Here is a 15251-nt window from a genome sequence, read left to right on the forward strand (position 1 = left end):
TATTCTGGGTTGGTTCGTACGCCTGTAGGAGCTGTCGAGTGAAACGAGGCTGCGATCTCTTGATCTTAAAAAATCAACATCAAAAGATCGCAGCCTTCGGCAGCTCCTACAGGAGTTGTGCGTTATTTGCCGGTAATCATCGGCAGGTTCAGCCCCTGCTCCTTGGCGCAATCGATGGCGATCTGGTAACCGGCATCGGCGTGGCGCATAACGCCAGTGGCCGGGTCGTTGTGCAGCACGCGCGCAATACGCTCGGCCGCTTCATCAGTACCGTCGCAGACAATCACCATGCCCGAGTGCTGCGAGAAGCCCATGCCGACGCCGCCGCCGTGGTGCAAGGAAACCCAGGTCGCGCCGCTCGCGGTGTTCAGCAGAGCATTGAGCAGTGGCCAGTCGGACACGGCGTCGGAACCGTCCTGCATCGATTCGGTTTCACGGTTCGGGCTGGCCACCGAGCCGGAGTCGAGGTGGTCGCGACCGATCACGATTGGCGCCGACAGCTCGCCGCTGCGGACCATCTCGTTGAAGGCCAGGCCGAGCTTGGCGCGCAGGCCCAGGCCGACCCAGCAGATACGTGCCGGCAGACCCTGGAAGCTGATGCGCTCGCGGGCCATGTCCAGCCAGTTGTGCAAGTGGGCGTCGTCCGGGATCAGCTCTTTGACCTTGGCGTCGGTTTTGTAGATGTCTTGCGGATCGCCCGACAGCGCCGCCCAACGGAACGGGCCAATGCCACGGCAGAACAGCGGACGAATGTAGGCCGGTACGAAACCCGGGAAGTCGAAGGCGTTTTCGACGCCTTCTTCCTGGGCCATCTGGCGGATGTTGTTGCCGTAGTCGAAGGTCGGAATGCCTTGCTTCTGGAATTCCAGCATGGCTTTGACGTGTACGGCCATCGACTGCTTGGCGGCTTTGATCACCGCGGCCGGTTCGGTCTTGGCACGGGCGCGGTATTCGTCCCAGGTCCAGCCCGCCGGCAGGTAGCCGTTGAGCGGGTCGTGGGCGCTGGTCTGGTCGGTGACCATGTCCGGGCGCACGCCGCGCTTGACCAGTTCCGGGAGGATTTCTGCGGCGTTACCGAGCAGGGCGATGGAGATCGCTTTGCCTTCTTTGGTGTACTTGTCGATGCGTGCCAGAGCGTCGTCGAGGTCTTTGGCCTGCTCGTCGACGTAACGGCTTTTCAGGCGGAAATCGATGCTGACTTGTTGGCATTCAATGTTCAGCGAGCACGCGCCGGCGAGGGTTGCTGCCAGCGGTTGGGCGCCGCCCATGCCGCCGAGACCTGCGGTCAGGACCCACTTGCCGGTAAGGTTGTCGTTGTAGTGCTGTCGACCGGCCTCAACGAAGGTTTCGTAGGTGCCTTGAACGATGCCCTGGCTGCCGATATAGATCCAGCTGCCGGCGGTCATCTGGCCGTACATGGCCAGACCTTTGGCGTCGAGTTCGTTGAAGTGTTCCCAACTGGCCCAGTGCGGCACGAGGTTGGAGTTGGCAATCAGCACGCGCGGGGCGTTAGCGTGGGTCTTGAATACGCCGACCGGCTTGCCGGATTGCACCAGCAGGGTCTCGTCGTCATTCAGATTGGTCAGGCTCTCGACGATTTTGTCGTAGCACTCCCAGTTACGCGCAGCGCGACCAATGCCACCGTAGACCACCAGCTCTTTCGGGTTCTCGGCGACTTCCGGGTCGAGGTTGTTCATCAGCATGCGCAGCGGCGCTTCGGTCAGCCAGCTCTTGGCGGTCAGCTTGTTGCCGCGCGATGCACGGATTTCGACGTTACGAAACTTAGTAGGCTTATTGTCAGTCACGAAAAAGACTCCTCAGCGATCAATTCAAACCAACCCTGGCAGTGGGCAAGCAGCCTGTGCGCTTCGATGCGCGACAAGCGAATCAGTGGACGCTGCGGAGAGTCTCGAACAACTCATACGCATACGTCTTTACTTGTACATACAAGCATATGCAATCAAGCGGCCAACTTGTTGGAGGGGCGTTCAGGAAAAATTGCGGACAGGGCTGGAGGGCGCCTGAATCAGGGGTTCTGGCGGGGATGAAATTTTTCGTGGGGATGGAATGAGGTGCTGAGGATTTGTTACGAAAGCGTGATTTTGCGCCACGCTGGGGCGTTCGGTAACAAAGTGGTGCGTGGGTTGGGAACACCCAAAAGCAAAAGATCGCAGCCTTCGGCAGCTCCTACAGTGGGATTGATATACACCCTGTAGGAGCTGCCGAAGGCTGCGATCTTTTGAGATTTTTGAATCAGCGCGCAGTCAGCTCGATCACGCAGCAAGCGGCATTGACGGAGACTTCGACCAAGCCACTGTTACCGTCCAGTTGCAGACAATCATGGCGACCGAGTTGCGAAACGCTGTTACCGACCTGCACTTGTAGCAGCTCACTGACACTGAACACCAACACCGTGCCCGCCGAACTGAAAAACCGCTGCTCACCGTCCAGCCACTGCAACCGTGCGCTGTAGCGCTGCGGCGCGTAGATCAGATTGAAGTCGCGAATTGCGCCGCCGAGCAGTGTGCACGACACCTGGCTTTCGCCGCTGAAGGCAAACGGGTCGAGCGGTAACAGCGGTCGAGTGTCGTCACCGTCGACGCACAGGGTCATGCCATCGCCCTGCAACACGGTGATCACCCGTTGGTAACCGGCAAACGTTGAGAAACCGCCGGACTCGGCAATGTCGGCAATCGACAGGCGCCAGCCAAAACCGTCCAGACCGGCGCCCGCATCACGGGTGATTTCTTCAGTGCTGCCGCCGCCGTTTTTCCACGGCATGCGCGGGTAGCCTTCCGCGCGTAAAACCTTAAGTGCACTCATTTATGCTCTCTATTTATGGAACCGACCTTCCAAGCGATGACGGGAACCCGGGTGAATCAGACGAGCTGCAGTCACCGGCTGACGCCCCGACCACGTGCGACGACGTATCAGCAGGCACGGCTCACCTTTTTCGATCTGCAGCAACTTGCACTCGGACGGCTCGGCGAGGATTGCCTCGACCACGTGTTCGCCTTCGGTCAACGGAGCGACCTGGTTGAGATAGGCATAAGGCGTTTGCAGGGTAAAGTCCTGCTTGAGGTATTCCGGGGCGACCAGTGCGTTGACGAAACGGTCTTCGATTTGCACCGGAATATCGTTTTCGTAATGCACGATCAACGAGTGGAACACCTTCTGCCCTTCACGCATGTCCAGTGCCAAGGCTCGTTCGGAACCCGCGGCCTCTTCTTCAAGCGTGATCACCTGGCAGGTGTGGCGATGGCCGCGCGAAGCGATTTCGTCGGCGATGTTATGCACTTCGAACAGCGCGGACTGGCTCTTCGGTTCGGCGACAAACGTACCGACGCCTTGCATGCGCACCAGTAAACCGTCAGCGGTCATCTCGCGCAGGGCGCGGTTGATGGTCATGCGGCTGAAACCGAGTTGATTGACCAGCTCGCTCTCGGACGGCACGCGGTAGTGCGGCGGCCAGTTTCCGCTGTCGATCTGCTGGGTGATCATCTGTTTGACGCGGGCGTACAAGGGCGCCGGACTGTCGCCCATGTTCGCGGCCAACGGGGAGACTGGAGGCGGAGTCGGCACGGTTGATCCCTGTTCATTGGTGAAAGTGGCTAGCTTGCCGGAGTTTACCGGGCAGGCAAACGTCTGTATATGTATATACAAATAACACACGATGGGGTGCTGAACCATGTCCGCCTTCTTTGCCGAACGCGCGCTGCTGCCTAACGGATGGGCCAACAATGTACGTCTTGAGGTCAGCGCCGAGGGCCTGCTGACCCAAATTCAGGCCGATTCCACCGCAGATGGCGCCGAACGGCTGAGCGGCCCATTGCTGCCGGGCATGCCGAATCTGCACTCCCACGCCTTCCAGCGAGCGATGGCGGGACTGGCCGAAGTGGCCGGTAACCCCAACGACAGTTTCTGGACGTGGCGCGATCTGATGTATCGGCTCGTCGGAAAAATCAGCCCGGATCAACTCGGTGTCATTGCGCGTCAGCTGTACATCGAAATGCTCAAGGCCGGTTACACCTCCGTCGCTGAATTTCACTACGTGCATCACGACAGCACTGGTCAGCCTTATGCCGATCCGGCTGAACTGGCGTTGCGTATCAGTCAGGCCGCGAGTGAAAGCGGCATCGGCCTGACCCTGTTGCCGGTGCTCTACAGCCATTCCGGTTTTGGCGGCCAGACGCCGAATGACGGCCAGCGCCGCTTTATCAACAGCACCGAAAACTACCTGAATCTGCAATCGCGCTTGCAGCCGTTGTTGGCGCAGCAAAAAGCCCAATCGCTTGGCCTGTGCTTCCACTCATTGCGCGCGGTCACGCCGCAGCAGATCAGCGAAGTGCTGGCGGCCAGCGATAAGCAATGCCCGGTGCACATTCACATCGCCGAACAGCAAAAGGAAGTCGATGACTGCCTGAACTGGAGCGGTCGTCGCCCGTTGCAATGGTTGTACGAAAACGCCGATATCGATCAACGCTGGTGCCTCGTTCACGCGACCCATGCAAACCCGGAAGAAGTCACGCTGATGGCCAAGAGTCGCGCCATCGCCGGGCTGTGCCTGACCACTGAAGCGAATCTGGGTGACGGGATTTTCCCGGCGGTGGACTTCCTCGCCCAGGGCGGGCGCATGGGCATCGGTTCCGACAGCCATGTGTCACTGAGCGTGGTGGAAGAGTTGCGTTGGCTGGAATACGGCCAGCGCCTGCGCGATCAGCGGCGCAATCGCCTGTACGGCGCGGATCAGCCGATGGTCGGGCGCACGCTGTATGACGCGGCACTGGATGGCGGTGCGCAGGCGCTGGGGCAGCCGATTGGCGCGCTGGAAGTGGGCAAGCGTGCGGACTGGATTGTGCTCGATGGCAACGATCCGTATCTGGCAACAGCCACGGGTGACGGGATTTTGAATCGCTGGTTGTTTGCCGGTGGCGATCGCCAGGTGCGCGATGTGCTGGTCAACGGCCAGTGGGTTGTGCGTGATGGCCGCCATGCTGGGGAAGAGGACAGCGCTCGCGCGTTCACCCAGGTCTTGCGCGACCTTTTAGGCTGACACAAAACAAAAATGTGGGAGCGAGCCTGCTCGCGAAAGCGGTGTATCAGTTACATCTTCGTTAACTGACACGCCCCCTTCGCGAGCAGGCTCGCTCCCACATTTGATTTGTGGCGATGCTTAATTCGAAGTCTTGGCCATCTGCCGATCCGACGCGCGCCAGATCAATCGCGTCGTGTCATAGCCTTGCTGACGCGCCTTGCTCAGCAGTTCTTCACGCACCACACCGTTGACGCTCGGTGTGCGCGACAGCAACCACATGTACTTTCGACTCGGGTCGCCGACGATAGCGGTCTTGTAGTCATCGCTGACGTACAACACCCAATATTCACCTTTCGCCACCCCCGGAATCAGACGAGAGAACCAGGTATCGAATTCGACCCAGAGCTTGTCGGTCTTGCCCGGCACCTGTGGATAAGCCGTGCCCTTGGCCTCTTCCCATTGCCAGTCCGGAGTCAGGCAGCGATTGAGCACCGCGACATTGCCGTCAGGCTTGAGGGTGTAATGGGCTTCGGATTGCGCGCAGTTGCGCTGGAAGTACATCGGCAAGCGCGCCAGTTCATACCAGGTGCCCTGATAGCGCTTGAGATTGACGCTGTTGACGGTTTTCGGCGCCAACGGGTCGACGCCGGAAGTGGCGCAGCCGGCCAGTACCAGGCCGGCAAAAAGGATCAGCAATAACCGCTTCATTTTTCTTCTCCGTGGGCGCGAAGCCCCGGTTTACTTCAGGCCTTGGCCGGAAAACATCAGCACTTTGTCACCGGCGTACTGCACGCTGATAAAGCTGTTCTTGTCGCCCCAGGTGCAACTGGACATGCCGAGCGCGCCCGAGCAATCGGTGGGCTTGCCGAGCAGAGTCTCGACTTCGGCCTTGGCCATACCGGCCGAGAGCTTCGAATAGTTTTCCTGATTGACCTTGCTGCATGCGGCCAACAGCACGCAAAACGTCAGAAGGGCGATAGATCGCAGCGACATGGTGTAACTCCTGGAACGAGGGGGGATGGCATGGTGCCAACCAGAAGCTTAGAAGAGAAAACCCTCATCTGGTTCCGTGGCTGGACGGCTATTTATTAGCCCGCCCGTCTGGCATTTGCCGATAAATCAGTCACTTTGTAACGCTAGTGAGCATTTCGTCGCATTTCACCAAGGACGCCTAATCTTTGGCGCGCCCCGGTCGACATAAAAGCAGCGCAAAGCCTCCGAGTGTGGCAAATTGCCGCCCTTTCTTGACCAGTCCCTTCGCGGTAGTTCATTCGATGACCAGAAACATGAAATTCAGCCACAAGATCTTGTTGGCTGCCGCCCTCGTGGTGGCCATTGCGTTCGCCTGTTTCATTTTGTTCAACGACTATCGACAGCGCGAAGCCCTGAGCAGCAGCACCGAAGCCTCGATGCAGGAACTGGGCAGCCTGACCACCAGCAACATTCAGACCTGGCTGGAAAGCCGCATTCAGTTGCTGCAATCGCTGTCGCAGCAAGTGGCCGTTGACGGTAATGCCCCGGCCAGCCTGAAGCGCATCATCGATCTGCCCGCCTACACCGGCAATTTCCAGCTCAGCTACTTCGGCGGCGCCGACGGCGTGATGTTCTCGGTGCCGGCCGGCAATCGCGCGCCGGATTACGATCCGCGCGCTCGCGGCTGGTACAAAGCGGCCAACAGCGCCCAGCAAACCATCGTCACCGAGCCGTACATCGCCGCGTCCTCGGGCAAACTGGTGATCACCGTAGCTACGCCCGTGCAGCGCCAAGGGCAGATGCTCGGCGTCGCCGGTGCTGATATCGACCTGACCAGCGTCAGCGCGATCATCAACTCGCTGAACTTCGGTGGCCACGGCCACGCGTTCATCGTCAGTGCCGACGGCAAGATCCTGATCCACCCGGACAGCAAACTGGTGCTCAAGACCCTCGCCGAGGCCTACCCGAATGGTGCGCCGAAAGTCAGCCCGGGCCTGAAAGAGGTCGAGTTCGACGGCAAAACCCAACTGATCTCCTTCACCCACGTCAACGGCGTGCCATCGGCCGACTGGTACGTGGCGCTGGTGCTGGACAAAGACACCGCGTTCTCGATGCTCAGCGAGTTCCGCACCTCGGCGCTGATCGCCATGGTCATTGCCGTGGTCATCATCATCGCCCTGCTCGGCATGCTGATCCGCGTGCTGATGCAACCGCTGCTGACCATGGGCCGCGCCATGCACGACATCGCCGAAGGTGAAGGCGATTTGACCAAACGTCTAGTCATTCACGGCAACGACGAATTCGGCGCACTGGGCACCTCGTTCAACCGCTTCGTCGAGCGCATTCACACCTCGATCCGCGAAGTGTCCTCGGCCACCGGCCAGGTTAACGAAGTCGCCCTGCGCGTGGTCGCGGCATCGAACTCGTCGATGTACAACTCCGACCAACAGGCCAGTCGCACCAACAGCGTGGCCGCGGCGATCAACCAGCTCGGCGCAGCCGCTCAGGAAATCGCCCAGAACGCCGCACTCGCCTCGCAACACTCCAGCGATGCGCGCAGCCTCGCGGTCGACGGTCAGCAGGTTGTGGATAAAACCATCCACGCCATGCAGCAGCTGTCGGCGAAGATCAGCGATTCGTGCGGCAACATCGAAACCCTGAACAGCAACACGGTGAACATCGGCCAGATTCTTGAAGTGATCACCAGCATTTCCCAGCAAACCAACCTGCTCGCGCTCAACGCCGCGATCGAAGCGGCGCGTGCCGGTGAAGCCGGGCGTGGTTTCGCCGTGGTCGCTGATGAAGTGCGCAACCTCGCCCACCGTACCCAGGATTCGGCGCAGCAAGTGCAGAAGATGATCGAAGAGCTGCAAGTCGGCGCGCGTCAGGCAGTCAGCATCATGACCGAGAGCCAGCGCGAGAGCGAAAGCAGCGTCGGCATCGCCAACCAGGCCGGCGAGCGTCTGGGCAGCGTGACTCAGCGTATCGGCGAGATCGACGGGATGAACCAGTCGGTGGCCACCGCGACCGAAGAGCAGACCGCAGTGGTCGAGTCGATCAATGTCGATATCAACGAGATCAACACGCTGAATCAGGAAGGTGTGGAGAACTTGCAGGCGACGTTGCGCGCGTGCTCGGATCTGGAGCAGCAGGCGGCGCGGTTGAAGCAATTGGTCGGTAGCTTCAGGATTTAAAGCGCTGCCACTGACGCCTTCGCGAGCAGGCTCGCTCCCACATTGGAATGCATTTCAAAGTGGGAGCGCGCCTGCTCGCGAAGGAGGATTCAGCCGCAATGAAGATTTAGAACCTGGAACCCGGTTCGGAGAGAAACACTAATTCCTCAGCCGTCGACTCCCGCCCCAACACCGCATTGCGATGCGGAAACCGACCAAACCGCGCAATCACTTTCCGATGCCGCTCGGCGTAGTCCAGATTGTCGGCAAACACCGCCCGCTCGGCTTCCGGCTGTTCAGCCACCAGATCGATAAACCGTGAAACCGCCTCATTCTGCACCGCGAGGTTTTCACAGTGTTCGAACACCAGATAAATGAATACCCGCTGGATCGGCTTCAATTGCCGGTCGAAATCCGCAGCAATACCTTGCGCGACGAGTTTCTGCGCACGCAAATCACCGGAAAACGCTTTGGGGGTGTCGCGAAAGATCATTCGCGGCAGTTGATCGAGCAGTAACACCACCGCCAGCCAACCTTCGGGACGTTGCGTCCACTCGGTCAATTCGCCGGCCAGGGCCTGATCGACAAAGACCCCGAAACGCTCACGCGCTTCGAGGTCTTGACTGTCTTTCTTACCGAACCACAACTTGCCCTTGTCAGCCGATATCTCGTCCGGGGATTCGGCCTGTCCGAACCACCAATCGAGCAACGGCTGCCAGGGCGCGTGCATGGTTTATTCCTTGTGGTAAGCCGTGGCGCGGGCCACTTCTTCTTTCGAACCGAGGAACACCGCTACGCGCTGGTGCAGGCCTTCCGGTTGAATGTCGAGGATGCGCTGGTGACCATCGGTGGACGCGCCGCCCGCTTGTTCCACGAGGAACGACATCGGGTTGGCTTCGTACATCAGACGCAGTTTGCCCGGCTTGGACGGCTCACGGCTGTCGCGCGGGTACATGAACAGACCGCCACGGGTCAGGATGCGGTGAACGTCGGCAACCATCGCCGCGACCCAACGCATGTTGTAGTTCTTTTTCAGCGGACCTTCTTCACCGGCCAGCAGCTCGCCAACGTAGCGCTGTACCGGGGCTTCCCAGTGGCGCTGGTTGGACATGTTGATGGCGAATTCCTGGGTGGTTTCAGGAATGGTGATGTCTTCGTGGGTCAGGACGAAGCTGCCCATTTCGCGGTCGAGGGTGAAGCCTTTGACGCCGTCGCCCAGGGTCAGCACCAGCATGGTTTGCGGACCGTAGATCGCGTAACCGGCGGCAACTTGCTGGGTGCCTGGCTGCAGGAACGCTTTTTCGTTCAGCGGCTCGTTCTGGCTCAGGTATTCGTTCGGGCAACGCAGTACCGAGAAGATGGTGCCGACCGGGGCGTTGATGTCGATGTTCGACGAGCCGTCCAGTGGGTCGAATACCAGCAGGTACGCGCCTTTCGGGTATTTGCCCGGGATCTGGTAGGCATTGTCCATTTCTTCGGACGCCATGCCGGCCAGGTGACCGCCCCATTCGTTGGCTTCGAGCAGAATCTCGTTGGAGATCACGTCGAGTTTCTTCTGCACTTCGCCTTGGACGTTTTCAGTGCCCATGCTGCCCAGCACACCACCCAGGGCGCCTTTGGACACGGCGTGGCTGATCTCCTTGCAGGCACGCGCCACCACTTCGATCAGGAAACGCAGATCGGCAGGAGTGTTATTGCTGCGGGTCTGCTCAATCAAATAGCGACTCAGGGTAACGCGGGACATGGACGGCTCCGGTGGAATGGGGGGCTAAAAACCCGCGCAGTTTACAGGGAGTCTGAAAACGTAGCGAGCGAAGACGCCCGGTAACGTGCGTTGGGGTGTAATTGCCTGTATGAGACGTGATTGTCGGTGGAGAGTTCAGGTAGCGGGTTTAGCGTAGACCGGTTCGGGACGGGTGGTGCCTAAGTGAAGCGGCAGTTTGAGTATTTTTATTGGCTGGTAGGCCACTATCGCGAGCAGGCTCGCTCCTACAGTTGATCGCATTCCATCTGGAGAAATGCAATTAACTGTAGGAGTGAGCCTGCTCGCGATCGGGTGCGCAGCACCCGCCTTTTCAGGATTTGGCAGGAGGCTTGCGCAATAGGCTGAACGCCATCGCCCCGAGAAAAACCACACTCAGCAACAACACCGCCCACAGGCCGATCTTCTTCCAATTGGTCTCAGCCACCGCTGCCGCTGTAGCGGTCGAAGTCTGCGTGACAACCGCCTCACCCTGAACCGCAGCCTTACCCAACGCCGCCAGCTTCTCCGGTTTGAAATCCGGGATCAGTGTCGTCAATGGCAAGTTCGCCGTTTTCACGCTCGCGTTGCCCAACGCCAGACTGTACGGCCCCTCCCCGCGCGCAAGGAAAATCACCTGCGTCGCCCGCACCGCATATTTCAAGCCAGGCGCCTGCTCACCCAGACCACCGCCACGCTCATCCACGCTCAGTTTCAACTGCTGCACGGTCTGCCCGTAGAGCTGCAATTCGTTCTGCACCACGTCCTGACCATTCTGGGTCAGGCGATAGAGCAAACCACTGCTCAGCGTCTGCCACGGCAAGCTGCTTTCGCGACGTCCCGCCAGCGTCACCGGCGCCAGACTGTTCGGCTGTTTCAACTCAACCTGCACCCGCTCGACGTTCAAGCCCATCGGCAATTGCCAGGTGTATTCCCCGGCCTTGGTGCTGCTGCCGGCCAATGCCTGCGACCAGACCAACGGCAGCGGCACATTGCGCGGATCACTGCTTTTCAGTTGTGCCGCCGTCAGGATCGGCGCCGAATTCGGCGACTCCCACAGCAACCGCACATAACGCGCCGACTGCCCCGGCAGCGTCACTTCGTGTTGCTCGATGCGCTCATCGGAAAAGGTCAGTCGTGCGACCTGCCCCTCGCCCCACGCTTGCCAGTGTTGCAGGTCGTCGCTGGCCTCAATGCTGAAGCGCTGGAAGCCGTCGCGCTCGCTGGTCCAGTCGAGGATCAACTGCTGCAGCGGCGCCTTGATCGCGCTGGCATCCAGCAGCCAGCCACGCAGCACCTCCTCACCCGCCTCCAACTGGCTGGACGGCTGCACCTCGATCAGCGTGCCGTTGGTGGTCGATTGCACGCGCACGTTCGGCGCGCGTTCGCTGGCGTCGGCGGCGTTGTACAGCGGGAACCATTTCACCTCATGCAACTGACCGTCGTCGCGGGTCTGCGCTGATTCGCGCGCCAAGGCGTAGGCCTGAGGTTCGCCGGCCGAGTTGAACACACGCAGATCACTGAGATCCGTCTGGCGCGCCTGCAATTGCACGCTCAACGGCAATTCGAGGCGATACCACGGGCCGTTGCCGCTCACCGTCAGCGGCACCTGCGTGGCGAAGTCCGCCGGTTTTTCCTGAGCGCCGACCACCATCACCACGCCCAACGCCAACCAACCCAGGTTTCGCATGCGACTCAAGATGAAACTCCTTCGGTGTCCGGGGCCGGTTTGTCCGCCACCGGTTGAGCGTCGACGCGTTTGGGCGGCAGTGGCGCGAAATAGCCGACCACCAGCAGCAACACGCCGACACCGATAAACGAGACGATCCGGGCGAGACCGCCACGGTTGCTCAATTCGACAAAAATCAGTTTGGCCACCACCAGTGCAATCAGCGCCGCGCCGATCAGCCACACTTCGCGGCGATGGCGCAGATGGCCGCCAATCATCAACCCCAGCGCCATCAGCGTCCAGACGATCGACAACCCGGCTTGCACCAGCATCGAGGCGAGCAGTTGATCGAGTTCGAACGGAATCCCGGCCCAATGGTGCGCCGCGCGGGTCACCAGTGCGGTGCAGAAGACGAACAGCGAAACCCCGGCGATCAATTGCGTAGCGTATTCGGCATAGTCCTGGCGAATCGACAGTTGCGCAACGGCGCTGCGCGACCACACATAAACGCCGAACAGCGCGAACAGTAGCCCCAACTCCAATGGGTTGAGCAGCGGCACGTAAGGAAGTGGCTCGGCATTACCATCGCTGACGCCATTGGCCAGCCAGAACCACACCAGCATCAACACCGCCAACGGCGCGGCGGCATACAAGCGGTATTCGCGAGGGAATGCCGCCACCGGCCACGGCCAGGTGCGCGGTGCCGCGGCCAGCAACAGATAAACGCTCGGCAGAATCGCCCAGCCGAGCCAGCGCCAGGCGTTGTATTGCTCGGACAACAGCAGCAGACCGTAGCGTAACTCCAGCGCCAGCACGCCGATCAGCAGCCAGCAGCCGAGCACATGCGCCGTGCTCAAGGCACGCGCCGGCAGCATCGGCGCCAGGCGTCGCAGGCTGAAGAAGTGCACGGCGAACACCACAGCCCATGCCAACCAGCCAAAATCGGCCGCCGGGTGATATCGCGAATGCCATGCGCCGAGCAGCACGAGAGCAGCCGCCGGAATCAGCAACGTACAGAGCAGGCCCAGCGCCGGCCATTTCAACCGCAGCGACAGCACCGCCCACAGCGCCACACTGATGGCCGCGACCAACAGCAACAACGTGCCTTGCAGATTCGGCGAAGCAAACCGCAGCACTTCACTGATCCACGCCAGCGCCCACCAACCGGCGCCCCACACCAGCAACACGTCGGACAAGCGCTGCAGACTCAACGCGTCGAACGCTGAAGCATGGTTGCCCAGTTGCAGACGCCAGGCACCGATCAGCGCCGCCAGCCCCAATACCAGTGGCGTCCAGAATCCGCCATGGGCCAACGGTTTCAGGCCTTCGCTGGACAGCGGCCCAAGCCATTCGGGACCGGCGAGTAAAAACGCCGCGCCACCGATCACCTGCAACAACAAACCGAATACGAAACTCACGCGTTGTTTGAGGTACAGGCTCAGCCAGATGATCAGCAAACCACTGGCGGCCCACACCGCGCTCGCCGTTTGCCACGGCAGCACGAACAGCACCGCCAGATTGATCAGCACCAGACCGGCCAGCAGCACCACCGACAGACCACGCAGCAGACGCACGTCGCCGCGCACCATCTCGTCGCGAGCCGCCAACAGCATGCCGGCGATCAACGCCAGACCGATCAACGACGCACTGAACAAGCCGCTCCAACCGGCATTGAACACCGCCGCCGAATCCTCGCCCGCGCCTTGCAGACGCAACAGGAACAACGCACCGCCAAGCAACTGCACGGCAAACGCGGTGAACAGGAACGTGCGCGACTGAATGCGCAGACCGACAAACAGAGTCGCCAATCCGGCCAGCGCCCAACTGATCGCTGTGGCCTGAACGAAGAAAAACAGCGGCGCCAGCAGATAGAGGAAGGTCAGGCCCAGGCACGCCAACACCGGCAAGCCTTGACGCTCCCAAGGTGAGGTCTGTTCCGGCGAGGCCTTGCGCAGTTGATAGAAGCTGAACAGCAACGCAATCCCGAGCATCAACGCGCCCAGCGGTGCACCGTCGAGCAGACTGCTTTCGCCGACGCGTAACTGACTGAGAAACGCCAACGCCGAACCCAGTTGCAGCAGCAAGGCGAAGGCCCGGGCGAACGGTCGATGCTGACGCAGACCGAGCCAGAAAATTCCCGCACCTTCCACCGCCCATGCGGCCGAGGTCCAACGCGCATCCAGCCCCAGCGGAATCGCCAGACTGGCAAAAATCACCCCGAGCGCCAGACAGGTTTCGCCCAGTAACACCGCCCGGCCACCCATCAACACCTTGGCCAGTGCCATGTAGATCATGCCGAGCACCAGCGCACTGAATGCCGCTGCAAATTCCAGATGCTGCACCAACGCAAACTGCAATCCGAAGCCAATGATCGGCGGGCCGAACAGCATCGTGCCGTCGACGTAATCGCCCTTGCGCGCCGACCAGTGCAGCAACGCGTCGCGGTCGCCCTCCGCCGGCGCATCGGGCATGTCGAGCAACTTGCGCCGAGCGAACAGCAAGCCAATGGCGAGGTACATCAGGAAGAACAGAATCAGGAACGGCTCGGTGCTCCACAACAGCTCCGGCGCATACGAGCGCAGGCCCCAGGCGAAACCGATGCCGAAGGTGCCGACGAAACCGATCAGGTTGAGCAGACGCCAGGCCTTGAACCAGGCGATGGCGAGAATGCCGGCGTTGAGCAGCGCGAAATAACTGAACAGCGCGACGTGATTGCCAGCGCCAGTCGAGGTCAGGATTGGCGCGGCAAACCCGCCCAGCGCTGCCGCTGCGGCCAGTCCCAAAGCATCCTGGGTGATGGCGAGAATTGCCGAGAAAACGGTGACCGCGACCAACAGTCCGAGCGCAGCGGACGGATCGAGCAACGGGTGCAGGCGCATCGCCGCAAACACCGTCAGATACAGCACCGCGATGCCGGTGCCTTGCAGCATCAACGCGTAATTGCTATTGCGCCGCCGCAGCCACCAGCCCAGCGCGAGCAAGCCCAACGCGGCTGCCGCGACACCGGCGTAACGCAATTCGATCGGCACGACCATGCCTTCAGTGGCGTAGCGCAGCAGGAACGCCAGACCGAAGAACAGCAACACCACGCCCACCCGCAGCACGGTGTTGCCGCCGAACAGCCAGTTGCGCGCGGCGCTGATGCCACGCTCGATGAGGTTCGGGCCTCGGGGTTCGGCAGGTTTTGGCGGTTCGGGTGTGACGGCGTCGAGGCGCCAGACATCAGCGGGCAGCGCTTGGCTGGTTTCGCTGGCGACGGCGGAAATCGGTTCGAGTTCGGGCGGCAGCTCCCAGACCAGTTCGGGCGCCGGGGCTTCTTCGGCTGTTGTGAGGGGTTCTACGACTGGCGCGGAAACAGGCGCCGCACTCGGTGGCGGCGCGGCACGAAGCGGCGCACCTTCGAGCAGAAACAGACGCTGTTCGACACCCTGCAAAGCGACCTTCGCCTGCTCAAGTTGACGTTGTTGCTCCGTCGCCAGCGAGCCCAGCCGCGCGATGCGGATCGTCTGCCCGAGCACCAGTCCCAGCAACGCGCCCAACAGCGCATCACTAAACGACTCGTCGAGCAGCCAGCCGAGCACCAGCCCGATCAACATGAACATCCATTGCATGGTCGATATCCCTAAGCGCAAAGGCCAATCCGGGAAGATTAGCGCAGCC

The 15251-nt window shown here is 60.8% G+C and carries 11 protein-coding genes and 1 pseudogene; 3 read left to right on the forward strand and 9 right to left on the reverse strand.

Features of this window, described 5'->3' with window-relative positions; translation table 11 throughout:
* Positions 1-122: 122 nt before the first annotated feature.
* From hutU to hutC, 3 genes are all read right to left on the reverse strand, one after another.
* A complete protein-coding gene (gene hutU, locus BK670_RS08285) occupies positions 123-1805 on the reverse strand; it encodes a urocanate hydratase (RefSeq protein ID WP_123449377.1) in 1683 nt (560 codons plus the stop codon).
* A gap of 448 nt (positions 1806-2253) precedes the next feature.
* Complete coding sequence (locus BK670_RS08290; RefSeq protein ID WP_123449378.1) at positions 2254-2823, reverse strand: HutD/Ves family protein; 570 nt, start codon at positions 2821-2823, stop codon at positions 2254-2256.
* Positions 2824-2832: 9 nt separating this feature from the next.
* Positions 2833-3543: a histidine utilization repressor gene (hutC, locus tag BK670_RS08295; protein WP_163013658.1), complete on the reverse strand. Its 711-nt coding sequence runs from the start codon at positions 3541-3543 to the stop codon at positions 2833-2835.
* A gap of 145 nt (positions 3544-3688) precedes the next feature.
* On the opposite strand from hutC, the gene BK670_RS08300 reads away from it, so the two are divergent.
* Positions 3689-5053: a formimidoylglutamate deiminase gene (locus tag BK670_RS08300; protein WP_123449379.1), complete on the forward strand. Its 1365-nt coding sequence runs from the start codon at positions 3689-3691 to the stop codon at positions 5051-5053.
* 120 nt (positions 5054-5173) lie between these two features.
* Here the strand turns inward: BK670_RS08300 and BK670_RS08305 are convergent, their stop codons facing one another.
* Both BK670_RS08305 and BK670_RS08310 read right to left on the reverse strand, forming a co-directional pair.
* On the reverse strand, positions 5174-5743 hold the full coding sequence (locus BK670_RS08305; protein WP_123449380.1) for a lipocalin family protein: 570 nt from the start codon (positions 5741-5743) through the stop codon (positions 5174-5176).
* A 30-nt stretch (positions 5744-5773) separates the two neighbouring features.
* Positions 5774-6028, reverse strand: coding sequence for a hypothetical protein (locus BK670_RS08310; protein ID WP_003220802.1), 255 nt, complete (start codon positions 6026-6028; stop codon positions 5774-5776).
* A 293-nt stretch (positions 6029-6321) separates the two neighbouring features.
* On the opposite strand from BK670_RS08310, the pseudogene BK670_RS30185 reads away from it, so the two are divergent.
* Together BK670_RS30185 and BK670_RS30190 are read left to right on the forward strand one after the other, a co-directional pair.
* Positions 6322-7344: pseudogene (locus BK670_RS30185) on the forward strand (HAMP domain-containing protein); the annotation flags it as partial.
* Between the two features lie 93 nt (positions 7345-7437).
* Positions 7438-8202 (forward strand): methyl-accepting chemotaxis protein, encoded by a 765-nt coding sequence (locus tag BK670_RS30190; RefSeq protein WP_371260421.1) that lies wholly within the window; start codon positions 7438-7440, stop codon positions 8200-8202.
* Positions 8203-8308: 106 nt separating this feature from the next.
* Here the strand turns inward: BK670_RS30190 and BK670_RS08320 are convergent, their stop codons facing one another.
* From BK670_RS08320 to BK670_RS08335, 4 genes are all read right to left on the reverse strand, one after another.
* Positions 8309-8911, reverse strand: a complete 603-nt coding sequence (locus tag BK670_RS08320; RefSeq protein ID WP_123449382.1) for a DUF924 family protein — start codon at positions 8909-8911, stop codon at positions 8309-8311.
* A 3-nt stretch (positions 8912-8914) separates the two neighbouring features.
* The gene (locus BK670_RS08325; protein WP_016772098.1) at positions 8915-9925 is read right to left on the reverse strand and encodes a class 1 fructose-bisphosphatase; all 1011 of its coding nucleotides are present in this window, start codon (positions 9923-9925) and stop codon (positions 8915-8917) included.
* Positions 9926-10256: 331 nt separating this feature from the next.
* Positions 10257-11621, reverse strand: coding sequence for a DUF3999 domain-containing protein (locus BK670_RS08330; protein WP_123449383.1), 1365 nt, complete (start codon positions 11619-11621; stop codon positions 10257-10259).
* Positions 11618-15202 (reverse strand): DUF2339 domain-containing protein, encoded by a 3585-nt coding sequence (locus BK670_RS08335; RefSeq protein ID WP_123449384.1) that lies wholly within the window; start codon positions 15200-15202, stop codon positions 11618-11620. Before BK670_RS08335 ends, BK670_RS08330 begins: the two co-directional genes overlap by 4 nt.
* Positions 15203-15251 lie beyond the last annotated feature (49 nt).

Origin of the sequence: Pseudomonas fluorescens (genome assembly GCF_003732425.1) — a bacterium.
GTDB classification, from domain to species: domain Bacteria; phylum Pseudomonadota; class Gammaproteobacteria; order Pseudomonadales; family Pseudomonadaceae; genus Aquipseudomonas; species Aquipseudomonas fluorescens_BE.